Origin of the sequence: Mucilaginibacter inviolabilis, from assembly GCF_011089895.1 — a bacterium.
GTDB classification, from domain to species: Bacteria; Bacteroidota; Bacteroidia; order Sphingobacteriales; family Sphingobacteriaceae; genus Mucilaginibacter; species Mucilaginibacter inviolabilis.
Genome location: NZ_JAANAT010000003.1, coordinates 1 through 24,853 on the forward strand (window position 1 = coordinate 1; position 24,853 = coordinate 24,853).

The 24,853-nt window shown below is 40.0% G+C and carries 15 protein-coding genes and 1 tRNA gene; 4 read left to right on the forward strand and 12 right to left on the reverse strand.

Annotated features, from left to right (window positions below):
- The 11 genes from G7092_RS20015 to G7092_RS20060 all read right to left on the reverse strand — a co-directional run.
- Positions 1-2,846, reverse strand: a 2,846-nt coding sequence (locus G7092_RS20015; RefSeq protein ID WP_166091718.1) for an RHS repeat protein, incomplete at its 3' end; no start/stop codon positions are given.
- Between the two features lie 183 nt (positions 2,847-3,029).
- Positions 3,030-3,881 (reverse strand): hypothetical protein, encoded by an 852-nt coding sequence (locus tag G7092_RS20020; protein WP_166091720.1) that lies wholly within the window; start codon positions 3,879-3,881, stop codon positions 3,030-3,032.
- 20 nt (positions 3,882-3,901) lie between these two features.
- A complete protein-coding gene (locus G7092_RS20025; protein WP_166091723.1) occupies positions 3,902-4,834 on the reverse strand; it encodes a hypothetical protein in 933 nt (310 codons plus the stop codon).
- A 428-nt stretch (positions 4,835-5,262) separates the two neighbouring features.
- Positions 5,263-5,385 carry a hypothetical protein gene (locus tag G7092_RS30840; RefSeq protein WP_262889504.1) on the reverse strand — a complete coding sequence of 41 codons (123 nt, stop codon included), beginning with the start codon at positions 5,383-5,385 and terminating at the stop codon, positions 5,263-5,265.
- A 50-nt stretch (positions 5,386-5,435) separates the two neighbouring features.
- The gene (locus tag G7092_RS20030; protein ID WP_166091726.1) at positions 5,436-5,714 is read right to left on the reverse strand and encodes a hypothetical protein; all 279 of its coding nucleotides are present in this window, start codon (positions 5,712-5,714) and stop codon (positions 5,436-5,438) included.
- 558 nt (positions 5,715-6,272) lie between these two features.
- Positions 6,273-6,346, reverse strand: a tRNA-Pro gene (locus G7092_RS20035).
- Between the two features lie 700 nt (positions 6,347-7,046).
- Complete coding sequence (locus G7092_RS20040) at positions 7,047-7,484, reverse strand: tetratricopeptide repeat protein (RefSeq protein ID WP_166091728.1); 438 nt, start codon at positions 7,482-7,484, stop codon at positions 7,047-7,049.
- 5 nt (positions 7,485-7,489) lie between these two features.
- On the reverse strand, positions 7,490-11,041 hold the full coding sequence (locus G7092_RS20045) for a DUF6443 domain-containing protein (RefSeq protein WP_166091730.1): 3,552 nt from the start codon (positions 11,039-11,041) through the stop codon (positions 7,490-7,492).
- A 37-nt stretch (positions 11,042-11,078) separates the two neighbouring features.
- Positions 11,079-15,416: a DUF5977 domain-containing protein gene (locus G7092_RS20050; RefSeq protein ID WP_166091732.1), complete on the reverse strand. Its 4,338-nt coding sequence runs from the start codon at positions 15,414-15,416 to the stop codon at positions 11,079-11,081.
- Between the two features lie 10 nt (positions 15,417-15,426).
- The gene (locus G7092_RS20055; RefSeq protein ID WP_166091734.1) at positions 15,427-16,500 is read right to left on the reverse strand and encodes a hypothetical protein; all 1,074 of its coding nucleotides are present in this window, start codon (positions 16,498-16,500) and stop codon (positions 15,427-15,429) included.
- A 16-nt stretch (positions 16,501-16,516) separates the two neighbouring features.
- On the reverse strand, positions 16,517-17,674 hold the full coding sequence (locus G7092_RS20060; protein WP_166091736.1) for a hypothetical protein: 1,158 nt from the start codon (positions 17,672-17,674) through the stop codon (positions 16,517-16,519).
- Between the two features lie 617 nt (positions 17,675-18,291).
- Between G7092_RS20060 and G7092_RS20065 the strand changes: the two genes are divergently transcribed.
- Entirely contained in the window at positions 18,292-19,890 is a 1,599-nt protein-coding gene (locus tag G7092_RS20065; RefSeq protein WP_166091739.1) for a serine hydrolase domain-containing protein, read from the forward strand.
- Between the two features lie 148 nt (positions 19,891-20,038).
- Here G7092_RS20065 and G7092_RS20070 read toward each other — a convergent pair whose 3' ends face one another.
- Positions 20,039-20,311 carry a DUF4242 domain-containing protein gene (locus G7092_RS20070; RefSeq protein ID WP_166091741.1) on the reverse strand — a complete coding sequence of 91 codons (273 nt, stop codon included), beginning with the start codon at positions 20,309-20,311 and terminating at the stop codon, positions 20,039-20,041.
- Between the two features lie 317 nt (positions 20,312-20,628).
- Between G7092_RS20070 and G7092_RS20075 the strand changes: the two genes are divergently transcribed.
- The 3 genes from G7092_RS20075 to ybeY are packed head-to-tail and all read left to right on the forward strand — an operon-like array spanning position 20,629 to position 24,810.
- On the forward strand, positions 20,629-23,958 hold the full coding sequence (locus G7092_RS20075) for a DUF4175 family protein (RefSeq protein ID WP_166091743.1): 3,330 nt from the start codon (positions 20,629-20,631) through the stop codon (positions 23,956-23,958).
- Position 23,959: 1 nt separating this feature from the next.
- Entirely contained in the window at positions 23,960-24,385 is a 426-nt protein-coding gene (locus tag G7092_RS20080; RefSeq protein ID WP_076371010.1) for an ATP-binding protein, read from the forward strand.
- Positions 24,385-24,810: an rRNA maturation RNase YbeY gene (gene ybeY / locus G7092_RS20085; protein WP_166091746.1), complete on the forward strand. Its 426-nt coding sequence runs from the start codon at positions 24,385-24,387 to the stop codon at positions 24,808-24,810. The genes G7092_RS20080 and ybeY overlap by 1 nt, the downstream gene beginning before the upstream one ends.
- The last annotated feature ends 43 nt before the right edge of the window (positions 24,811-24,853 follow it).

A 24,853-nucleotide genomic window follows, 5' to 3' on the forward strand; every position in this document is an offset into this window, starting at 1 on the left:
TAATGATAATCCATGTGTTTCACAATATTCCCATCCTTATCCTTCACATTCATTAACCGCTGGAAGCTATCATACTCGTAAGTCGTTGTCTCTCCCTTCGTATCTGTTATACTCGTTATACCAACCAGGGGGCTGTAGGTGTACGTCGTTACCTGGGCTGTGCCCATTGCTGAGTTTGTTCTTAAAGGTGCGAGAAATGTTTTAAGCGTAGCATCTGTCGGGTTACTATTGGCAAAGTTGTCAACCGCTGTGGTACCTCCAAGCAAGCTTACGATAGTATTATAATCTCCATTTTTGATTTCTGCAACCGGATACTGCCTATTATAACTCCAGATATAGGAAAAAGGGATACCGTTGATTCGCTTTTGTTGAGTTAAATTACCCCTTGGGTCATAAGAATCCATTGAAATCTGGGCCACATAACGCGGATCAGAGCTAATGGCCCCTCCTTGTACAGAAGAAGGACTAAAATCGTTGATTGCTGTAGTGTTTTCGATACTGTAAATCTTGTCAAGAAATGGCTGAGCCGTCTTATAGGTATTAAAAGTAGCTCCTACTAAGTTTTCCTGGGTTTGACCACTGATTTTTCTACTCACGCTTTGTTCTACTAGTGGATCAATTACATTTAACGCCAAAAGATTCTTTACTCCTAGTGAAGTAGGATCAGAACTGGAAATATTGACATATTCTGTGGGATATTTTGATCTTGTCATTATAGAGTCAGCCTTACTGGATGCAAGTGCTATCTCAAGCGGCTTATTATGAAAATTGCCATATTTATATGTCTCGACACTTGTTATATTATTTAAGATATCTTTTATCTCTTTTTTTTGCAGTAAAGTAACTCCTGTAGTAATGTTGTAGTCAAAATAGGTATAAGCATTGTTTCCTTCTGCAAACGCGGCTCCAAATGTATAGGTAGTACCATAAGAACCCGATGCGGGGCCATTATAGTTTCTATACGCCTTGAGCGAGCTTAAAACTACCGAAGGTTTATCATAATAAGTATAATTTTCGGATCGTATTAACGTATAATTATTATTATCATTCCTGAAAACTGATTTACCGGTCATTAATCCAAGTGTCCAATTATTAAATGATTTGATATACCTTGTTACCGGCCCATCTGACTCGTAATAACTGTTTGATGGCGGTCTGAAAAAGAATTGTGTTTTGCCTGTATTGCTATTTTCGTCACCAGAATATTCCGTAACTGTATTATAAAATACCGGTAAAGATTCAAAATTACCAGAACCATCAACAAAGTCGGAAGAAATAGTCCGCACACTTCGCTTATAAGACGGGATAGGATCGCTTGAGCTATAAGTGCAGGCCACCAGCTCTTTTGAATATTGGGTAAAATTATCATCAATATATGGGTCTATCAACATCTGTCCCATTCCGCTTTCACCTACTCCATATTTATATGTTTTTACTTCAACCTGATTAGCATTGCTTACGTTTTCAATCCTCTTTATTCTTAACCCGCCGACATTCTTCACGCTGTTGGCATAATTCGGAGCAACATTCCCTTCATAAAAGAATGTAGAGGAGCCACCGGTAGGATAGGTTATTTTAGTAAGGATACCTGCCTGCATATAAACATCATTGGCTTCCCTGTTAGCATTACCCGAAGTAAGCTGTGCTGAATACGGCCCTGCATAAAGTGTCCTTGGGGTTAATGTATTAAGGTTACTTGTTTGCCCATTATAAAAACCCCAATGATCTATAGCTGTAGTGCCATTATTGAACCCCGAAAAGCTAGTTTGATTGTAGTCGAAGATATATTTTTGCACCTGTTGGTTTGCTGAATCATATTGGTTCAGTCCATCCAGTTTATAGTACGAATTATTGGAAGTATAGTTGGATTGCTGAAAAGTATAATTTTTTATAACAGCTCCACTTTGGTTGGTTATATTGATTACAGACAACCTTAAATTGTCCTGCTGGGCTGGATCCGGGATATAGCTAAAAGTTACTTTCCCATTTCTAAAGTCAATTTCACTTAGGGTAAGGGTACCGGAAGAACTGTGGCTTGCTGAGTTTGAAGTTTGCGTTTCAAAATCTGTATTTGAGGGAGGGGGAAGAGGGCATGTTCCGCTGATAGGAGGAGGCTGAGGTGTTACTATTAAATTATCCAAAACCGTATAACTATAGGTGTTATTTGTACGGTATTGTGTGAATGATTTATATTTAAAAGAAATAGTATCGGATTTATCAGCTGAAATCATCTCGCTTAAAAACCATCCTGTTAAGTTATCACTTATACCACCTGCTTTGGAGCTGCTGTGTGTCGTTTCGCTATTAATTGCACCCGACATTAGTGATTTTCCAAAGCGGTATAATATCCCACTCTCGTCAACAATCTCAAAATAATCAAGCGCCGCTCCGGTGAAATTAGGCAAGTTTGAGGTTATTCTGATAGGACTAAAGGGTATAGTTACCGGGGTCTTGATGTTATTTCCGGTATTGTTTAATATGAATTTTCCGCCTCCCGTTGGCGTATTATAATAAAATATATCATATTCAGATTCCAAATTACTTAAGCTCGCAGGGGCTGTAAGTTGTTCAAGAAAATCTTTATCTGCGGTAGAAGCCGCATTGATTTGGTTGGCTTTTTTAATTGGATAGGGGAAAGTAGCATACTCGTCGGCCTCTTTTCCGACAACGGTCCTGGAAACTTCTCCTCCTCCGTTTAAAGACCAGCCCATACCTATTACACCGCTCAATGTGCCAAATTTTAAGCCTGATGCATGATAAGAAATACTTAAAGGTACTGTTAATTTACCGCTCCTAATTTCATATAAGGGTATATTGATTTCAGGTATTCCTGAATAATAAGTCATAGGGTAATCACCATACTTTTGAAATTGAGTAACCTGAGGGGAAGGAGTTACAATGCTAGCAAGTGTTGGGGATGCGTATTGAGAGACTCCCTGCGCCCAAGTTGTATCCACCAAAAAGATCAGAATAGCTATATAAGTTACTGTAAAATATATTTTTCGTCTATTGTAAGTCATAACCTTTGTTTATTTAACGATTTTTACGTTATTGATTTGGTTCTGCAGTACTTTATTATTTTCTGTTAATTTTTCGATTTTATCATTTTGCTCAATCAGATACAATGTCAATTCCTCCACCTTCTTCATTAACAGCTTATTCATCTCCCCTAGATTCAAGCCTTCTTTTGCAATTTGCTGCTCTGATGGAATTTCCGGTAAATGTTGGTTCTGATCGATATAGGCTTTTACTTCCTGAAGAGATGGCAATTGATAATCTTTCTTAAAAACATAATCAGGCCACGCAGAATTGAGTTTAACAGTCATGGAGGTGGCAATGGCACTGCCATTAATTGCAAACTTATATCCTTTAGAGTCAAAAGTATTAAGCGCAATATTTCCGTTGGCATCGATGATTAATACGGGAAGCACAGTTGGTGTAACATCCGTTCCAATCGGTGTTTGTTGTACAATAGTTTGTAATTGGCCATTGTTACTAGGTAGCTTAAATGATTTTATGGAAATCGCAGGATAGTCCTGTGTTATAATAATGTAGATATCCGTATTTCCATTAGGGTTTGCATAGGCCTTGATGCCAAACGATGAAGCCCCACTACCTTGCGTTGTTTGGTGAATGGTCAGGCCCCCCCTGTTTCCCACATAGTAAGTAGTAACTCCGAGATTATTATTTCCCCATCCGCCCCCTAAAATATCGATTTGTAGCTTTTGATAATTGTCTAGATTATCAGGAGGTAAACTACCCACTAAATAAAATGGACGTTGTGTTGATCCAACATTATCTACCGTATATTGTGCGTGGGTTATACCTGGAAGTGCCAATAAGATTAATAAAATCAGTTTAAAAAGCTCTTTTTTCTGCATAGTCATAGGTTTATAATTTTTTATTTGATTTTGCTATTTAGTAGTTCTACTCTCTTGGATGTAGCAATTATGCCTCCGTTCACCGCTAGTTTATATGTTGAATTTATCAGATTCCAATTAGCATTATCCGTTGTGTTTATACCTACGTTTCCTCCTGCAAATGACATTACAGGAATATCCGTACTAGTACCTTGTCTCATAATCCAATTGTATTGTATACTGCTTAATGGTGCATTAAATTGTTGTTCAAGACGTAATCCCCAATTGCTTAAATCACCTAACCACGTGTATCGTTGTAATACATCAGATTTACCAGATGCTGTTAAGGAGGCGATATCAAGTTTTCCATTTGGAGTAGTTGTTCCGATACCAACGTTACCATTGTATAACCAGGTCATAGCCTGTTGATCTGGAATATCATTGATATTACTTCCTCCATTTATAAATAAATCCAACTGAGACCCTGATGTACCCGACCCGCCGTGCCCTATTCTAAATTCCGCGCTTTCATTATAAGAGTAATTGGGAGTTCCGTATCTTGAAAGTTTAAAAACCGATTTAGTTGGTGCTAAAACACCACCAGGCTTGCTTGTTGATAGTTCGGAAATATGTAGATTACTTGCTGGAGCTGTTGTTCCTATACCCACATTGCCATTAGCATCAATTACCATACGATTATCGACATTCCCTGTACGAAAAGAAATCGTATTACCGCCCAAAACATTATTTATTCCATTTTGGGTATTGGTTACATAAAAGCCTAATGCTGAAGTCATGTAGCTTGGCGTATTAATAACACCCGCTACATCTAACTTATTTGCTGGATTAATGACACCTATACCTACATTTCCGCTAAAATTATAATAAATGTTATTACCGCTGGTTGTCCATTGAGCCTGCACAAATGACGAAAAGCCTAAAAACAGAGATAGGGAAAAGATTAATTTCTTCATGATATAGGGGGCTAAGAATTATTTAAAAATATACATACAAGATCTGTCTGTATCAGATTGGTACTGAGTTATTATGGAATAAATAAATATTGTTTGATTACGCCTTCTGAAGGCTAAGTTCGAGAGATTTTTATTGTGATAATGCGATCATATTGCATGGTTAAGGTGCTTCAAATATAATTATTTATCATTCCAAACAATTGCGATGTACAAAATATTCATATTGCTCATTGTATTATATATACAAACATTTGTGGAGACTCTGCAAGCCGCCAGCGAATAAGCCCGGCCACCTTCTGTCTGGATGAAGCTAATTGCAAGCGTGCTTGTCGTGGTACCATCATATTAAATACCGCTGGTATAATCCGTAGTCGCTGTACCGATGACTCGGCGGAGTTTTTGTCCTGCCGCGTTGCGGGCGTATGCTGTTATCTTCCCTTTGATTGTTTGTGACAGGTGCAGCAGGCTATAGAGGTTATACCTGTTCCGGTGATGCTCTTACTGGCATCTGTTTTTAGATTACCATTATCGTCATAAGTATAATTGGGCATACCCTGCTTTTCTCCTGCATCATTAGTGGTATCCCGTTACGTTTTGAAGCTTATTTGTTCCAGCCGTATAGCCATAGGACAACTTGTCGATCTGTGGTACTGTTCGCATAACGATTCAGCGCTGAGATATTACCCATCAGATCATACGTAATCGCATTTTCATGACTTCCTGTTGATGCTGTAGCAGTTTTCAACCGGTTCAGCTGATCATAACCATATGCATAATTATTATACAGATTATCTGCCGCTCCCCAGAACTGGTTAGCGATGTTTCCATTGTGTTGCTTGCTTGTTCCGCTCGTATTATAATAAAGTTGTTGTGCAAACAACGGAGCCGTACTTGTTGACAGCCAGCCCCGCTCTTTATTTATAAGCAGAGGTAATGGTTTGCAAATAAGTAGATATTTGGATATTAAACATTGGGCCTGAGGGAACAACTGTGCTTCAAGTCAGATTCGAACAGCTCAATGGTAAAAGGTGTTTTCTCCATCTCGTACTTTTGCAACAGTTTCTGCGCCCCTACCCCCTACCAATTTGTTTTTGAGAATGATGTTACACTCTTTATAGTTTACACAAATCTTCCGGAATTTACCTAACCCATGCTTCGGCAGGCTTCCAGTCTTCAATCTTACAATACCATTGTAAAGATTGGTTTGTTACAAGCCTGCTTAGAACAAAGAACCGGCTTTGTCTTTCAGGTGTTACTCTAAGAGTAGCAGCATATTCGTTGTTAGATAACTTTTGTTTGGTTTTAAGAACTATTGCTATAATTGGCAAAACTAGCTTTTACTGCCGTAAAAGCTATCAAAGAGGTCAATAAAAGTAAAAAAGCATATCCAATTAGTCCTAAAACTGCTCAATTATGCTCTCTTTTACTTCATTTCTAGTCGGGATGGCGGGATTCGAACCCACGACCTCCAGCACCCCATGCTGGCGCGATACCGGGCTACGCTACATCCCGAAATGGTTATTCTATCTCAAAAACATCGTTTAGAGTGTACTACGCAAGTATTACTAATTAATTGCATGGTTAACCTTTATGTTGTTAATGATCTCTTTTGACGTGGTAGTACACGTTGATGCAAATATAATCATGTGTCCGTAATTGCAAAGTGTTCCATAATGATTTTGATTAAGTGAGTAAAATGAATTATGAAGCCACTACAGGTTTGGTACTATCAAGTGCAAAAGGAAACGATATAAATCGGTTGTGTAGTAGCCTGTGGGTTTTTATGCTCGGCAAACTTTTGCACGCTTCAGAAGCAACAGCCCTAACTTTGCCTAATAATTCATTCCCTCTCTCCTTCATTCAATCCAGAGAATCTTAAATTTCTTTCTTTATAGAGGGTGGATAATTCCTGAGTTGAAGGTGGATTAGGTGAGTGTGATTCTAACCCAGTCGTTTTAAATGGTAAAATGGATTAATTATCCACCAATAACTTGCCTTCACTCGCTTTTAATAAGATAGCTTAACCTCTCTTTGCAAATTCATTTTACACTATTGATGGCCTTATACAACATGCTAAGACCAGGTTAGCTTATAAAATAAAGCCCAACCGTTGTGGTTGGGCTTTATTCTCGCATTGCAAATGCTAATTCCATATTACGCACTGATCACAGATCAGCGCGAGGGTGGATTATACTAATAATTGGGAGCTAAATCACTTCAGATATTTTCCTGTATTTGCTAAATCCCTAAGCTTCATCTTGTAATTTTTTTTCCCAAGCTCCGACCCCAATTCAGCAGATCGCTTAAGCAATTCAAGAGCTCGATCAAAATCTTGTTGGCACCCATCCCCAAGTGCATAAAAATTTGATAGGTTATTACATGCTATAGCATGGCCTTTATTACAGGCTTTTGTATACCAATAAACACATTTTTTAGGATCAAATAGAGGGTTAGGAATTCCCAAAAAACCAACATCCTCGTATTGCTGCCCCATGTCAAATAACGCCTCTACATATCCTTGATATGCCGCTTTCTTTATGTATTTAAAATATTGACTATATAACTCAACTTGTTCTTCGGTCCTAAGTCCTTTCTCATACATTTTTTTATTAACCTCAAGCGCCAAAAGATAATTTTTGTGTCCCTTCATGATTTTTATATTTTCTTATCCGGATGTTTTTCATTCCACCATTCGGCAAAGCCAGATGGTGCCTTTTTCGATTTTGTTTGACCTGTATTACTATCTTTTTCCAGTACATTTCCCGGAACATTCGGATCTGGTTTCAGTTTTTTATAAGGATTATCTGTTCCGTCTGGGTTTCTACTTTGTCCACGTTCTCCTTTTCCTTGGGCGCTTCGTACAGTAGGTGGATATAAAGCACTATGGGGAACCCCCATTCTTTCAAGCAATTGAGCTAATCCCAATGCAAATTCATGAGGATGATCGCCTATTTGTTTTCCGGCTTGCCAGCCTACAGTTCCCCAAAAAACAAATGGAACACCTTTCGTCAAAGGCTTCGCTGCTACTAAAACCTCTTCTAACGAAAAAACCTTCGTGGTTAGGCCTATAGTTACTACAGCTGAACCGGGAGCAGGTTGAGGTGTTGGAGATGGAGTAGGTACCGGTTTTGGAGCCGGAGGCGGTGTCGGTGTTATTCTTTTAGTTGTGTCTGAAGCCATTCCATCGAGATCAATCATTAAGATCGGATTATTTGATCCATAGTTATATGGATTCAAATGTTCATAGTCCTCCGCCAAGGGATCCACACTCGTCCACCTTGCAACAACCGGATCATAGAACCTTGCACCATAATCATATAGGCCCAGGTTCTCCTGTAATTCCTTCTTATTGTAAAGGTACTCATTTTTCGGACTGGCTACACTCGTGTTGATCTCCATCCCAAACGCATAGTAATCATCTACCTGTACCTGACGGGTTGTACCTGTACCCGTATCAAAGTTCACCCTGCTGTTACCCAAATGGTCTGTCAGGCTGTATTCATAGTTGTAGCTTGTGGCATCTTTGGGTAAAGCTCTTCCTTCTTCTGTCTGGATAAAGGTGATCGTAGATGATGCCGATGTACCGTCATACTGGATCCCCGATATATAATCCGTCTTGGCCGTATTGATCAGCCTGCTTAGTTTTTGACCTGTAGCGTCATACGTATAGGTGGTACTCTTGCCAGTGATCGCCTGTGGCAAATCTAGCAGGTTATAGTTGATATTGGTGATCCCTTTGCTGTTGTCGGTGAGCAGGTTGCCATTACCATCATACGTATAACTGGCTGTTCCATGTATTTGTCCGGCATCGTTATTGGTACCATCCGTTACGCTTTGCAGCGTATTCGTTCCCGCTATATAGACATAAGTCAGTTGATCGATCTGCGTATTTACATTATTGATCTTGGCATACCGGTTCAGCGCTGTGATATTACCCATCATATCATAGGTTATCCCGGTTTCATTGTTCCCTGTTGTTGCCCCTGCGGAGGTCAGCCGGTTCAGCTGGTCGTAGTAATACGAATAGTGGTTGTTCAGGTTTCCTGCCGTGCCCCAGAACTGGTTGGCAATATTACCATTATACTGTTTGCTCGTTCCGCTGGTATTGTAATACAACTGCTCGGCAAACAGAGGTGCACTGCTTGTTAGTAACCAGCCCCGTTCGTTATACCCATAGGTGATATCCTGTTTAAAAGCTGTACTATCTGTACTGTGCAGGTGTTTTTTCCATACCTGGCCCAATTCGTTATAGTCTGTTTTGGACAGGATCGGATTCACGTCCGCTGTTTGGGTTCCGTTCTGGATCTGTTCCCGCGTGGTCAGTTTCCTGCCCATGTGATCATAGCTGTACTGGTTAATGATTGTCAACTTCGGGGTACTGGTGGATGCATTGATAAAATGTCTCCGGTTGGTTACCGTTATCTGGTCATTGAAATTATAGGTATTCAATACCACATCAAAGTTAGCGGTGTCTACTTTGGCACCAAGATAATGCTGTTTATAGCTCCGGATATTTCTGCCTTTGTCGTCATAATAGTTCACGTCCCAAAGCATATCCGGATTGGGATTGTTTATCGTATTCAGCACCGCCGTTTGAGAAGCGGTGAGTAATCCTTTGGTCATCGTACTCACTCCATTGGTTACCTTGTAACCAGAGGGCAATTTCGGGATATTATAATCATCATAATAATTAATGGTCAGTTTCACAATACTTGGCCCATTTGGAAAGGCTGTATTCGTATAACCATTAGGTCCTGCTGCATTGCGGGTTTCCCATTCGGTAAATCCTGATGCCGGATTTTTCAGAGAACTTGTCACATAATCCTGCAAATCAGCTCTTGTTTGAGTATGCCCTCCTTCTATACCCGTCATGACTACTTTGCCAAAGGCGTCATATTTGGTAAAACTTACCTCCTGACGGTTTCTTTGCAAAGAATCCTGGCTAAAGATTACTTGGTCAAGCAGATTATATACCATCCACTCCCAGCCTTTGCCCGGGATCTTTTTCTGGGTTAACCGATTCCACTCGTCGTAACGGTATTGGTAGCACAGGTTATCCAGGGTAGTTTGCGCAGGCAGCACATTATCCGCATTGGAACCCGGCGGCAGTACAAAAGCCAGGTTGCCCACGTCGTCGTACACGTAATAGGTGGATAGCATTTGCAGTGTCCCTCCAGTATAATTAAACGTCCGTTTCAGCACCACATGACCCTCGATGTCTTTATATTCTTCCATTGTCCCGCCCCTTGAATTACCCAATCCAGTATCTTTCCAGTTTTCGTCTTTACTTACTGTTACATACAGTTGGCCGGCCAGGTAATAGTTACCCGCGGCATTACCTATGGTCAAGGTCTGGCTTTGGTTACTGTTAATGGTCGCGTTATACAATATTACACGCATGCTTACTGAGGTATCGGTTCCGCTAAAGGCGTTAAGGTTATTGGTGGTATAAACCATTTTTGCCGTATGCCCTGTTGTATTTCCTGCTACCGGTTGCCAGGGTGTGCCTGCTGCTCCCTGCTCTACCACCCGGTTCAGGGGCGACGACTCGAAATTGGTTACGCTGTATGGATTAGGATTATAAACAATACCTCCGGTGCTTTGCTGGGTACCACTTACACCGCTGCCCCCAGGGTTATAAAAATTATTTATCCCCGTGCTTAGCGCATCTGTTTTATAGCTCCCATCGGCAGTAGTTGCTGCATAGGGCAGGTATTTGATCGCTTCCCGCCCAAACTGATCATATGCGAAAGGTTGCACCATGTCTTTATTCAAAGGGCTCCCCTGTACCTGAACCGTCTGTAAAGGCCTGCCTAATCCGTCAAAGTATTGTACTGCCTGCATTAGCTCACAAGTTGTTCTGTTGGCAAAATCTCCTGAGTTCGGGGTCACATCTACCGTCTGCATTCCACCAACTCTGGGCGTACTGGTTACGATATAATTCTGGTTTTGGTTAAAACTGTTCACCAGTTTCTGACAGTCAGGATTGGCGATATACAGGCTCAGACTGCTCCCTGATGATGATGTAAAACTGAAGCCCGGGCTCAGTGTAATACTGTTATAACTAAAATAAGAACCTGCCGCGGGTGTCCCCGTCATTGGTGAGGTTATCTGTGTCTGCGCTTGCAGACCTATTTCTGGCAGCAAAAAAAACAAAGAAAATAACAGATTTCTTACAGGGATTTTGTATAAATGCTTTATGGTCATATGCTATAGCTTTTATAATATAGGTGATGATTCTTTATTAAATAATTTGATAAACACCGGCGGTGAGGCTATAATCATAATTAGAGCTGACGGCGAAATTAGGGTCAAGATCCTGTACCGGTGCGCCGCTCGCCAAGGTTACAGTGTTCCCATTGCAAGTAAATGTAAAGTTTTGTGTCCCTTGTACTGCTCCCGTGGAAGCCTTCGTCTGTATCCGCTTATAATTCACCACTATATTACTGACACTCAATGGCTGGGTGCCTGCTGCATCGGAATAGAAACGAACAACCACATTTCCTGTTACAAAACGTCCTCCTTGTTTAATATTCTCCACTGATATACGGGCATAAGTGCCTGAAGGAGGAGTACACGTTCCATGTGCATTGGCATAAGCTTGTCCGTTGGCATTCAGATCTGTCTGAGCTTTACTGTCGGCATCAGCTTGTGATATGGTGGAAGTATAAGCACCTAAACTCAGTGCATAGGTGACTGCCGGGCCGGGAGTAAAACCAGACTGACAAACAGGGGCTAAAGCCACCGAAGTTGGTGCGCTTTTATAAATCGTTGGCGGAGGTGGCGGTCCACCTCCACCTGGATTAGCATCCTGATAGGCTCCTGCGGTAAGATAGTAGCTGTAATAATCACTAACCACAAAGTTGGGATCAAGCGCCTGAGTTATTGCCTGGCTGGAAAGAGTTGCCACGACACCGGTGCAGGTAACTGTGAAGTTTTGTGTGCCCCTTACAGCTCCATCAGATGCCGCGGTTTGTACTTGTTTGTAATTTACTACCATGTTTTTTGCACTAAAAGGTTGCGTGCAAGCTGCATCGGCATAAAAACGAACCATTACGTCACCATTTACAAATCGCCCCCCTTGCTTGGTGTTTTCTACCGATATCCTGGCATAAATAATTGCCGGAGGAGTACACGTTCCATTTGCATTGGCATAAGCTTGTCCGTTGGCATTCAGATCTGCCTGAGCTTTACTGTCGGCATCGGCTTGTGATATGGTGGAAGTATAAGTACCTGAACTCACGGTATAAGTGACTGCTGGACCAGCAGTGTAGCCAGCCTGGCAAACAGGCGGTAAGGTAATCGACGTTGCTGCGCTTTTGTAAACTGTTGATTGTCCATTACCCGAACTGGAATAATTATAACTATAGTTTTTCACAATATTTCCATCCTTGTCTTTCACATTCATCAATCGCTGGAAGCTATCATACTCATACGTCGTTGTCATCCCCTTCGCATCAGTCATACTCGTTATGCCAATTAATGGGTCGTATGTGTAAGTAATCATCTGAGCTGCGACAGGGTAAAAGCGCACGTCATCAATTTGTCCATTCAGACCGATTGGATATGATGTCCCGGTAACGTTTACAATCGATTCCTGATATACCCATATGCTGCCGCTTTTCGTCCAGTAGCTTAAAATATAGCTGCCCGCATCCAATCCAGTTAAAGTTGTTGAGTATCCTCCCGTTTTGCTTTTATGGCCGGTATGCGCATCATTCAAACTGCTGTTGCCTTCTGTTTCCTCAAAGTTTTGGTGAAATACATCATTCACAGATGCATTGGTAATTTGTGCTATGACATACTGAAAATTATAGCCCCAAATCTGACTTGTATTACTCTGTACTTTATTTATATTGCCCCTTACGTTGTCAATTTCCGTTAAGTTTGCTTTAGCATCGTACTTACTGTAGGTGATCCGAGGTTCCATAACAGCGTCAATTATATCCTGCTCTGTTTCGTTAATATCTGTAACAGCATAATTGTTATAATTTGACTTTAGTATGGGTCTTGTTTTATCTAAATACAGGGTGTTGGGAATGACGCTGGCTATAGTAGTGTTATCTAGCGACTGAAAACTAATCCCTTTAAAGGTATTTAGTTTGATAGCGGTGATGTTCTCTACATCATTTCTTTTTATCGTCGAAATTTGTTCAACAGGTATGCCTATCATATGCTTCGCCTTAAGGAAAGCAATAGGTGTAGTGGTGATAGATGAGTATTTTATATAATTTGCTCCCGCTACGTCAAAGGGATAGTTGAAATAAGTGCTAACTTGGTTCCCCTTGCTATCAGTTAGTTTAACTTGCTTAAGAAGGTTATAAGAACTGTCATATACATATTCCGTAGTAGTAGAAACGTTGTTTGAGTATATAAACGTTTCCACGGTTTTTTTTATATACGGCGTATAATAGTAATGTAGATAAGCAGCATGGTTTGTATAAAGATAAGTAGGGAGTACCGCTCCTCCGGTCAGGCCGACCCCTATAGCTCTTATGGCTTTGTTAAATCGATCAGGGTCGTCATTCAATAAGTTTTGTATGGTATGGACAGATTGTTTTAAACTGTTGTAATCAGTTTGCAGTAAAAGCTTTCCTCTTTCTAATTCTAAACTATTAAACTGATTCAGATTTCTATCAAATCCGAGTGTTCCAGATTGCGTAACAGCAGGGCTATCTTGATAGCCATTGTCATAATTTGAATACTTATAAACCGTAAAACCTCCATCATGTTTTTCAGTTACCGTGCTATAACGTACAGATTGACCTGTTCCGGTCAAACTGATGTTTTGAAAATTAAACCAGTTGAGATTACTGTTGTAATTACCGCCATAATAAGTATAGCTGTCTAATACACCGCTACTTGTCAGATCGTTATTGAGATAGTCATTCACATAAAAATACTCTTTCGTTTCAACAGGGCCATTTAACGGCTCGTTCACGATTTTGCTTATCCTTACGCCTCCTCCAAAACCGGTTGTATTATCTATTCCGAAAGGATATTGTGTCGCAACCTTTGAATAATCATTCCCCTCATAATAAAAGCTGGACTTCCCTTTTGTTGGATATTCAATAGAGGTGAGTATTTCAGCCTGCGCGTATGTGCCGTTAGGCGTTTTTGAGTTACTCCATGTAGTTAACAGCGAATTGGGAGGGGTTGATTTGTATTGACTTAAAAAAAGATTAACCTGACTTCCATTGTTAAAATAGCCCCAATGATCCGTCTGAGCAGAAATATAGCTTGATGGAAGCAATGATGGATTATATGCCAGATTATAGATCTGATTGTTATCAATCGTGATCCGGTTTAATTTTAATCGTTCATTTGCATTTTCTATATAATTTAAACTGATCGTTTTTGTAGGGATAGTGGCTCCTGGTTTGTATATACTTATTAAATCAAGTTTATATTTAGTTGTTTTTTCAGGGGTACCCGTGCTGCTAAATGCATCCGATAGATCATTAACCAACGAGGAGGTGAAACTGACATTTTGATTTTCTGTAACTATGTTTTTTAAATAGGTAATATCACCATATGTTTTCGAATATTCATCTGTCGGATTAATATTGCTTGGATTGACACTACCATACAAAAGATTTTGTGTGACAAAGCGTCCTTTCTTTTCGTAATTGAATTCAATCTTTTGTCCATTAGGTAGAATGATTTCCTTCAAAAACCAGGACATGGCCTCATGTAAATAATTATTTGCGTTTGCAACGCTATGGTCATCGTCTGCGCTATTTAAAGAAATCCAACTTGGAGCCGAATTCGGATCAACCTTTAAAGATTCCGGCCAGGAATGTTCTATCGCCGTTTCGTCTCCGCCAAAAACATATACATTCCCATTAGCATCAGTTATCTTAAATTTTGAGAAAAAAGGGATTCCACCGCTTGTCAGGCTTGAGAATTCGCTTTCTACAGTAAAATGAGTATTCTCATCTGATTTGACTTGCCATTTATTAGTGCCATCCAAAAAGAACCTTCCGGATATGCCATTGAAATTGAAAGTAAATTCATCAGGGTCTCTATCAACCTGCCAGGCTAAATAATTACCATTGTCAACATTACCTGTAGTAGCCCAATCGGTAATTCCCAAATCAATGTTTGGCAAATGAAAACCCGGTGGTACGTAACGATCGTTTTGATGATATTGATTAAATAGGGTTCTTAAGTAGTATCCTGTCCTAATTCTAACATCTCCACCATCCGAAGTTAGTGTCCCTCCGTAACAATCGTCTGCTTCTCCATTCTTTTTGCGTGTAATCGCGCCAACTGGTAAAGTCCATCCGAGTCCGGTCCACCCTGCATTCTGATTGACCTTGTTTCCTGTAGCGTTATATATAAGTCCAATCGGAATGTTTATTCCTTTTTCGTGGATCGTATATAGCGGAATTTGAATATTGGCCTGCCCTGTATACAAACTAACAGGAATTTGTCCATATTTGCCTAAACTGGCCGCGTCCGGACTTGGGATCTTGTCAAAACTCTTGTATTCCGAAATGCTAGGTGTGCCACTTTGTGCAAACAGCACGCTTTGACAGCAAACTATAAAAAGTAATAAGGTTAGTAAAATATATTTCATATCAAGTAAACTATTGTTGATGTTGTGGCTTAGTTAGCAATGCTAATTGTTGTTTTAATTCTTCTAGTTGCTTTAGTTGTGACTGTTCTATTTGCTTTTGCTGCTGCTTTAGTGAGTCATATTCGTTTTTTACTTCAATCAGATACAAAGTCAGCTCTTCCACCTTTTTCATCAACAGTTTGTTAATTTCAGCTACATCAAGCCCTTTCTTAATCATCTCTTGTTCTGATGGAATTTCCGGTAAATGCTGATTTTGTTCTATATATGTCTTTACCTCACTTAATGGACGCAGTTGATAATCTTTTTTGAAAACGTAATCGTTCCAGCCAGTCAGATCTATGTTAACTGCTTTGGAATGAATAGTGCCATTTACAGACAATTTTTGATCTGGTGTAAGTGTCCCTATTCCTATGTTTCCTAATCCATCTATAACCAAGTCATCACCATAATATAATTGATACCCCGTTCCAAATTTGTTGACGTTACGCCTGGTACCTAAAATCATTTTTCCAACAGCACCAGGAGAGGCCGTACCAGGAACAGTTATAATTCGGGCCTGTCCCCAAAAGTTGGTTCCGTCTGGATTTGCGGGCAATACAAACTCCAATTGAGCACCCGTTGCCGCTGATCTGCTCCCTCCAATATTTCCCTGTATAACCAATCCTCCTCCGGAGATTGCTTTTGAATTATCTGCCTCATATGTTGCTCCGGTACCAACCACATGAAGACTCGTTTGAGGGTTTGTTGTTCCGATACCAACATTGCCCTTAAAATAGCTGCTTCCTCCGATAACCGCAGATAGTCCAATATTGGGATTAGTAGTAGACCATTGCGACAAATAAAAAGTATCGCCAGTATTTGAAATGCGGGAGGCACTGCCACTGGTCCACCACATTATGCTGGCATCATGACGAATCCCCCCCTGCTGGTCGCTTCCGATAACAATATCTGCGGCATAGGGATCCGAGGGGTTTACCAGATTATTCCCAGTGGTAACTATTTTAGTCTGCGCAGAGGCTGCCTGATTAAAAATGACACATAAAGTCAATAGTAGAATCGGTTTTAAAAGAAATATTTTATTCATGATTGTATGTCTGTTTTTATTTGATTGTATTGATAAGCTGTTCAACCGTCTTTTTTAACTGATCAATTTGATCCTGTTGTGTTTTTAGTCTTGTTTCCTGTATCTTATTTATTTCACCCTGCTCTTTTTCTTTATGATCCTTTTCAATCAAGTATAAAGTCAATTCCTCAACTTTCTTCACCAACAGTTTATTCATCTCTCCAAGATTCAATCCATCCTTGGCTACTTCCTGTTCAGATGGCATTTCCGGCAAATGCTGGTTTTGATCGATGTAGGCTTTTACTTCTTGAAGTGAGGGTAGCTGATAGTCTTTTTTGAAAACATAATCGGGCCAATCGGACTTAAGTTTAACTGTTACCGATGTGGCGATGACGCTTCCATTTACAGCTAACTTATATCCCCTGCTGTCTGAAGTTCCGATGGATACATTCCCTCCGGCTATCCGCATTTGTAGATAATTTGGAAGATTAGCGCCGGGAACTGTATAACTGGTTCCACCTGTAGATGCGCCATTGTAAAAATTAATTCCGCCCCCATTATCTCCTCCATTATCCATTTTGATCGCACTGAAATAGTTTGATCCACCGTCCCCATAAGCAGTGTATGTACCATCTGCATTATCTTTGATAGCTCCCCCCAAAAATAAGTTTGTGAAATTGTTAGCCGAAGTACGCAAACACGACATGTAGCCATATCCATTCACAGAGATCACTCCATTTACATCCAACTTGGTGTTAGGTGTGGTTGTTCCAATACCCACATTACCTGAAGATTGTATAGTCATTTTTGCATCATTCAGCGTAACGGTTGAATTGTCTATCGAATTATTGACTAAAAAATGCAAGTTCCCTACGCCATAGGCGTTTGTTCTTTCATGGACAATAGCTGCTTTCCACCAATTTCCGTTTAATTCATTAAGAAAGCCAATACCTACAGCAGTGCCGGCTGTAGTCGTCCCGTTCCCAGCCCCATTATTTGAGTTTCGAAAACCACCTGTGATATTTAATCCTAGGTTAGATACTTGTACTTGTAATGGAGAGACAGGGGTTGTTGTACCAATGCCAACGAAATTAGAGGTTGAAGTAATAGTATTCGCTCCATTGGTTGTCCATTGGGCGTGTACTAATGATGAAAAGCTCAAAAATAGAGATAGTGAAAGAATTAGTTTCTTCATAATATAAGGGGCTTAAAGTTTACTTAAAAAAATAAAGGCAAGATCGATCTGTAATAGATTGACGCTAAACTGTTCTGGAATGAATAAAATGTGTTTGATTGGAGCTTACGGAAGCTGAGAGCGGAGGTCTTTTTTATTGTGATAACGCGATCATATTTTGCAGGGTTAAGGTGCTTCAAATATAATTATTTATCATCCCAAACAAATACTGATGATAAAATATTCATATTGTTCATTGTAATAACGCTTGTGAATTGTTCTTGGATCTGTCTGTAAAGAGAGAATACACGAGTTCAAACTATCCTTTATCTATAATTGGGGTGTATACCTCCTATACAAATATCGATACTATTATTTATTTAGATGGTGATCGATGTTGAATAATAAGAACCTTGTTGTTAAAACAAGTGCTCTTGCACTCTGGTGATTGACTTTTATGCTCTTACTGGCTCAAAAGGTTTATCAAATTTAGGTTTAACTTCAGTATCTTTTAAATCATGTAGCCAGATATAGCTTTGCTCTGCCCCATTAAACATGTTAGGACTTCACTTACAAAGACTTATTGTTCTAAAAAAACCTTATTTTCACTTTAATTATAAATCGTTAAAGTTATCGCAATGCTTACTCATCATTTATCCTTTAGGCAAATTACCGGGCAATTATGGTTCGGGGCAGGCAAAAAACTGTTGGTCACCTTAATATACTTTTTGTTTTTTGGCAGCGCACTTCATGCTCAAAAAACAAGTGCTTTCCCAATCAGCTCGCCTGAAGCCCAAGGCGTTTCGGCAGCCGGAATTGACAGTTTTCTGAATGCGGCAGCACAAAGCAAACATGAGTTTCATAGTTTTATGTTTTTACGGCATGGCAAAATAATAGCCCAGGGTTGGTGGAATCCATATCAGTCAACGTTAAAGCATAGTCTTTACAGTTGCAGCAAAAGCTTTACCTCCACAGCAATAGGCTTTGCTGTTAGTGAAAAGCGTTTGTCGGTAAATGATAAAGTAGTTTCTTTTTTTGCTGGTAGCTTACCTGATACCATACCGCCTTACCTGGCTTCACTTACCATAAAAGATCTTTTAACCATGAGCGTTGGGCAAGCCGTCGACCCTACTTTTGCAATTGTATCCAAAGAAGATAATTGGGTTAAGGCTTTCCTGGCATTGCCTATAGCGTATAAACCCGGTAGTCAATTTTTATATAATTCCATGGCGACATTTATGCTATCAGCCATTGTGCAAAAGGTAACCGGACAAAAGGAGGTTGATTATCTTAAACCCCGTCTCTTTGATCCGCTGGGTATAAAGGGCATGGACTGGGAAATTAACAAGCAGGGTATTAACACAGGTGGCTGGGGGTTACGCGTAAAAACAGAAGATCTGGCTAAATTAGGCCAGTTTTACTTGCAAAAAGGAGAGTGGCAAGGAAAGCAATTATTGCCAAAAGAATGGGTAGCAGAAGCCACTTCCTTTAAAATTGATCAGGCGCCTGGCCTTGCTCAGAGTAAAAGAGACTCAAGCGACTGGGTGCAGGGTTATTGTTACCAATTTTGGCGCTGTCGTCATAATGCATTTCGGGCCGATGGCGCCTTCGGACAATATATCATTGTGATGCCCGATCAGGATGCGGTTATTGCCATTACTTCCGAAACAAGCGATATGCAGGGGGAACTTAACCTGATCTGGAAATATTTGCTGCCGGCTATGCATCCAAAGGCTTTGCCGCTTAACAAGGCTGATGATGTTAGACTCGAAAAGCATTTAGCCGCTTTACGTTTACCGCCAAGTACCAATACTGGTAATCATATAAACAGCTCTTTTACCAAAACCTTTTCCATTCAACCAAATGTTCTGCATATTAGCTCCATAACCTTTAATATGACTAACAACATTTGTCATGTCACTTTGAAAAAGGATTCGGCAAGCTATATGCTTAATTTTGAAACAGGTAAATGGCTGCCAGGCAAAACAGATATGCAAGGCCCGGGCTTAGTTACCGGGGGCCGGGAAGATTTTTCATTATTAGTGCCTTACAAAGTAGAAGGTAGTTATGGGTGGATCAACAGTGAGACATTGCAATTAAAACTACGCTACATAGAAAGTCCGCATACAGAAATTATTACCTGTCATTTCAACGGTCAGCAGTTAAATGCCGATATGGAATATAGTTTTAATTACGGAAAAAATAAGTTAGTGTTGCAAGGAGAATTGATTAAGTAAGGTTATTTATTAACTGGCAGCTCAATACAGCCAGCCAATTAAATGCTTTTATTAAATCACTAACCTGTAAATCAAAAATATACGCCTATCATATATCATCGAATCTTCGATTTTCACACCCAAAGAAGGCGTAGTAGCACGTCCTGCTTTACTCCGCGTTTGTAGGATCTATGGTCCTGGAAATCTGACTGATTGAATTTGCCGGAAACCCGCCCTGGCTGGCGTGTTCTCTCACCATCTCTTCATTTGGCGCTATATAAATACAATATATTTTATCTGTTGTTACATAGCTGTTAACCCATTGTATTTGCGGCCCCATTTTGCTTAATACCCCACAAGAAGTTTGCGAAATGGCTTTTAATTGTTCGTCCGAAAGATTTCCTGCCCCGGGAATTTCTCTTTCAATAACATACTTTGGCATATTGTTTAATTGTTTTTTGAAGAGGTAATTTACAAACTTTAATAACAATTACAATACTGATAATTAGGCTAATACAGTCTTTTTTTATTGTCCGGCTATGCTTTAAATCACAATAAAACAATATGAATTCAAAATCAAATGTTCTATCCCTTAAAAATAAGATAGCCTTGTCGTAAAAATCTCATTATAAGGCAGTCACCAAAGTTTTAATTATTCATATTGTTTATTATTGCTTCTGGTATTAACTTAATTGGGGTATTATATATATTGTTCTGTTTTTTCGTTTAATATTGTGTTGGGAATTTTTGCACCTGTATATGAATTCTGCCGAAAATTATGAAGTACTCATTGATAAGATCAACATCTTTATCAGGAAGTACTATTTTAATAACTTTTTGCGGGGACTGATCTTTTTAGGTGCAGGCCTGTTTACCGCCTATGTAGTCATTACGCTGAGCGAGTATTTTGGCAATTTTAACGTCGCCTTTCGCAGCATCCTGTTTTATTTCTTCATACTGCTCAATATCGGCCTGATATGCTGGCTTATTTTACCTCCATTTCTATCATGGCTTAAACTAGGCCATTCATTAAGCCATGACGAAGCAGCCGAAATCATCGGTAAACACTTTCATGATGTTAATGATAAATTGTTAAACACGTTACAGCTTAAAAAATTGGCCGCAGCCGATGAAAAGCACCGCGCTCTCATCGAAGCCAGTATCGATCAAAAGATAGAGGCCCTTAAACCGGTTAGCTTCCCTTCGGCTATTAATATTCGCGAGAACAGTAAATACTTAAAGTGGGTGCTGGCTCCTGCTGCCGTGATCATCGTGCTGGCTTTTGCCGCTCCATCTATATTAACAGAAAGCACAAAACGACTCATCAGGCACAACGAATACTTTGCCCCTATAGCCCCATTTCGTTTCAACGTACTGAACAAAACCTTATCTGTAGTGCAGGGAGATGATCTTAAACTTGATCTTAAACTTGATGGTGACAGGCTACCGGCTGATGTTTATATAGAAACGGCTAACAATACTTTTAAACTCGATAAAGATAATATCAGTAAATTTCATTACCTGTTCAGTAATCTACAGCAAAACACAAAGTTCCGGTTGCTGGGCAACGGTTTTGCCTCAGCTCCTTATGAGATAAGGGTAAATCAAAAACCAGCCTTATTACATTTTGATGTAGAATTAAACTATCCCTCCTATTTGCATAAAAAAGCTGAAAAGTTACTGAATGCCGGCGATCTCGTAATTCCCGAAGGCACCTCAGTAAAATGGTTGCTGCATACGCAACATGCTTCGGGTTTAGAGTTTTATTTAAATGGTATTAAACATGTTGCCAAATTAAATGGAGCTGATTTTTTTGAGTATAACGAGAGGATCTTAAAAAGCACCATTTATAAACTTAATCCTGTCAATCCGCTGGTTAATCACAGCGATTCTTCTGCTTATCATATTAATGTAATAGCTGATGAGCCACCGACTATCTCTGTACAGGAAAAGTCCGATTCGGTAAGCATTAATGCCTTGTATTTCAACGGAAAGATTCAGGATGATCATGGTTTTTCATCGCTCAACTTTCATTATAGCGTACAAGCAGCCAATAATAAGGGTTCTCAAAAAACATTCATCAAACGAATTGATGCTGCGATGAACCAAACACAATCAGATTTCTTTTATTTCTGGAATTTGAAAGAACTGGGTATAGAACCCGGGGCCCGCGTAAGTTACTTTTTTGAAGTTGCTGATAACGATGGTGTAAATGGCCCTAAAAGAGCCCGAACCGCCGAGCGTACCCTTAATTTACCCGATACCAAAGCCATTAACGAACAATTAAATGCCGGGACACAGGCCGTAAAGCAAAAAATGCAATCGGCCATAAAACTGGCTGGTCAGGTGGAGCACGATTCACAAAAACTCAATCAGTTACTGCTCAATAAAAATACACTGTCCTTTGACGAAAAAAAACAGGTAGAAGACTTGCTCCAGAAACGGCAGGATCTGGAAAATTTGGTAAAAGAAATAAAAGACGAAAACCAGAAAAACCTGTATAACCGGAAAGAAAACCAGCAACAGAATGAGGAGCTATTGGCCAAGCAAAAACAAATCGAAGATCTGTTTAACAATGTACTTGATCAAAAGACAAAAGAACTGCTGCAAAACCTGCAAAAGCTTTTAGATCAGGAACAAAAGGATGCTACCCGCGATGAGTTATCAAAAATGCAGATGGATAACAAATCGTTAAAAAAAGAACTTGATCGCATGCTGGAGCTTTATAAAAAACTGGAATTTGATCAAAAATTAAATCAAAGCGTTGATCAGTTAAACAAACTGGCCAATAGGGAGCAACAGCTATCTGACAAAACCAAACAGCAGGGAGCCGATCAAAAAGAATTGCAGCAGGAACAGGAAAGCCTGAAGAAAGATTTCCAGGACATCAAAAAGGGTTTGGAAGATCTGCAGAAAACCAACGAACAGGCCGAGCACAAACAGGATTTTAAAAACCCCGAAAAAGAAACTCAAAGCATTGATCAGCAAATGGATCAAAGTGCCGGCGAATTACAAAAAAACAATAAAGAAGGTGCCTCAAAATCACAAAATCAGGCTGCCAAACAAATGCAGCAACTAGCTGCCAAGTTATCACAGGATAATGACGAGGGCGAGAGTAAAGAAAATGCCATTGATGCCCAGCAACTGCGGGAGTTGTTAAAAAGTTTGGTGAACAGCTCTTTTGACCAGGAAAAGGTGATGCAAACTTTAAAAGGAACAAACCCAACCGATCCTTCTTACATTACGTTATCTCAAAAGCAAAAGGATATTAAGGATAACTTGAAAACAGCCGAAGACAGTCTTTACGCCATCAGCAGGCGTATTCCGCAAATACAATCGACCGTTAACCAGGAAATCAGCGGTATTAATAGTCACATTGACCATGCCCTGGACAATCTGGGCGACCGCCGTACGGCTGAAGCCAACCGTCATCAGCAATACGCTATGACGGCTATGAACAACCTGGCATTAATGCTGAGCGAAGCACTGGAACAACTGCAAAAACAGATGAATAAAGGCGGAAAAGGAAAGGGTAAAAAACAATCCGTATCCCAATTGGCAAAAATGCAGCAGCAGCTTAACCAAAACATGCAAAAAGCGCGCGAGCAGATGCAGCAGCAAGGCAATCAGGGTAAAAGTGCACAAGGAAGCCGGGGTAATATGAGTGAACAATTAGCCCGAATGGCCCGCCAGCAGCAAATGATACGGGAATCGCTTGAACAGATAAACCGGGATGAGAACAAAGACGGGAAAAATGGTTTAGGAAATTTGGATAAAATTTCTAAAGAAATGGAACAAACTGAGCATGATCTCGTAAACAGGAAGATTACAGATGAAGCGTTAAAAAGACAGGAACAAATTCAAAGCCGGTTATTGGAAGCTGAAAAGGCGGAACAGGAACGTGAACAAGATCAGCAAAGAGAAAGCCATGCCGGTAAGGATATACCTCCGGGTTATATAAAAGCACTGCAGGGATACCAGCAACAAAAGAACAAACAAACGGAGCAAATAAAAACTGTGTCTCCGGCACTTAATTTGTATTATAAACAAAAAATAAAATCTTACTTTGATCAACTTAATGCCAAATAACATGGAACAGGCAAATGTTCATACCAGCAGCGAATTGTTTACGTTACAGCTACCGTCAAAAACGGAAAGCATAGCGCAACTTGAGCAGCTGATTGAAGAAATTGCTGATAAATATCACGTAGCCGAAGATACTTTCGCTAACATGATGACCTGCCTTAACGAAGCCGCTATAAATGCTATTATCCATGGCAATAAACTCGACGAAACAAAAAAGGTAATTATTAATGCTGAGGTGGAACCCAAGCGTATTGTATGGACTGTTACCGACGAGGGTCCGGGTTTTGATTACACGAACCTCGCCGATCCTACTTCGCCCGAAAATCTGGAAAACTTAACTGGTCGCGGCGTTTTCATCATCAAGCATTTGGCCGATCAATGCATTTTTAATGCATCGGGCAATACTATCGAACTACATTTTAAAATATAATGCCCGCTATTCAGTTTTTTGAGGAAGACATCAGTTATAAACTAAAAAATAAAACCCTTGTGCGCCAGTGGATCAAAGATACCATCGCCGCCGAGGGTTTTAAATTGAAAGAGCTTACCTACGTTTTTTGCTCAGATGCGTATTTGCTCCCTATGAACCAGCAGTATCTTGATCATGATACCTATACCGACATCATTACCTTTGATAATTCGGAAGTGGAAGGTGATATTGTGGGCGATATTTTCATTTCCGTTGAACGCGTACGCGAAAACGCAGCTAAATTCAATATCACCGAAACCGATGAGCTGCATCGTGTAATTATACATGGCGCCTTACACCTGTTGGGCTACACCGATAAAAGTGTTGTTACAAAGAAGAAAATGACACAAAAAGAAGATGAGTATTTGGCTAAAAGAACTTTTTAATAGTTAATTTTACTCTAAGAAATTTGTCTCACATCAATTATAA

Coding starts and splice junctions, on each gene's coding strand:
- G7092_RS20020 (WP_166091720.1), bottom strand. CDS start 3,881: ATGCAGAAAAAAGAGCTTTTTAAACTGATTTTATTAATCTTATTGGCA.
- G7092_RS20025 (WP_166091723.1), bottom strand. CDS start 4,834: ATGAAGAAATTAATCTTTTCCCTATCTCTGTTTTTAGGCTTTTCGTCA.
- G7092_RS30840 (WP_262889504.1), bottom strand. CDS start 5,385: ATGCCCAATTATACTTATGACGATAATGGTAATCTAAAAACAGATGCC.
- G7092_RS20040 (WP_166091728.1), bottom strand. CDS start 7,484: ATGAAGGGACACAAAAATTATCTTTTGGCGCTTGAGGTTAATAAAAAA.
- G7092_RS20045 (WP_166091730.1), bottom strand. CDS start 11,041: ATGACCATAAAGCATTTATACAAAATCCCTGTAAGAAATCTGTTATTT.
- G7092_RS20050 (WP_166091732.1), bottom strand. CDS start 15,416: ATGAAATATATTTTACTAACCTTATTACTTTTTATAGTTTGCTGTCAA.
- G7092_RS20055 (WP_166091734.1), bottom strand. CDS start 16,500: ATGAATAAAATATTTCTTTTAAAACCGATTCTACTATTGACTTTATGT.
- G7092_RS20060 (WP_166091736.1), bottom strand. CDS start 17,674: ATGAAGAAACTAATTCTTTCACTATCTCTATTTTTGAGCTTTTCATCA.
- G7092_RS20065 (WP_166091739.1), top strand. CDS start 18,292: ATGCTTACTCATCATTTATCCTTTAGGCAAATTACCGGGCAATTATGG.
- G7092_RS20070 (WP_166091741.1), bottom strand. CDS start 20,311: ATGCCAAAGTATGTTATTGAAAGAGAAATTCCCGGGGCAGGAAATCTT.
- G7092_RS20075 (WP_166091743.1), top strand. CDS start 20,629: ATGAATTCTGCCGAAAATTATGAAGTACTCATTGATAAGATCAACATC.
- G7092_RS20080 (WP_076371010.1), top strand. CDS start 23,960: ATGGAACAGGCAAATGTTCATACCAGCAGCGAATTGTTTACGTTACAG.
- ybeY (WP_166091746.1), top strand. CDS start 24,385: ATGCCCGCTATTCAGTTTTTTGAGGAAGACATCAGTTATAAACTAAAA.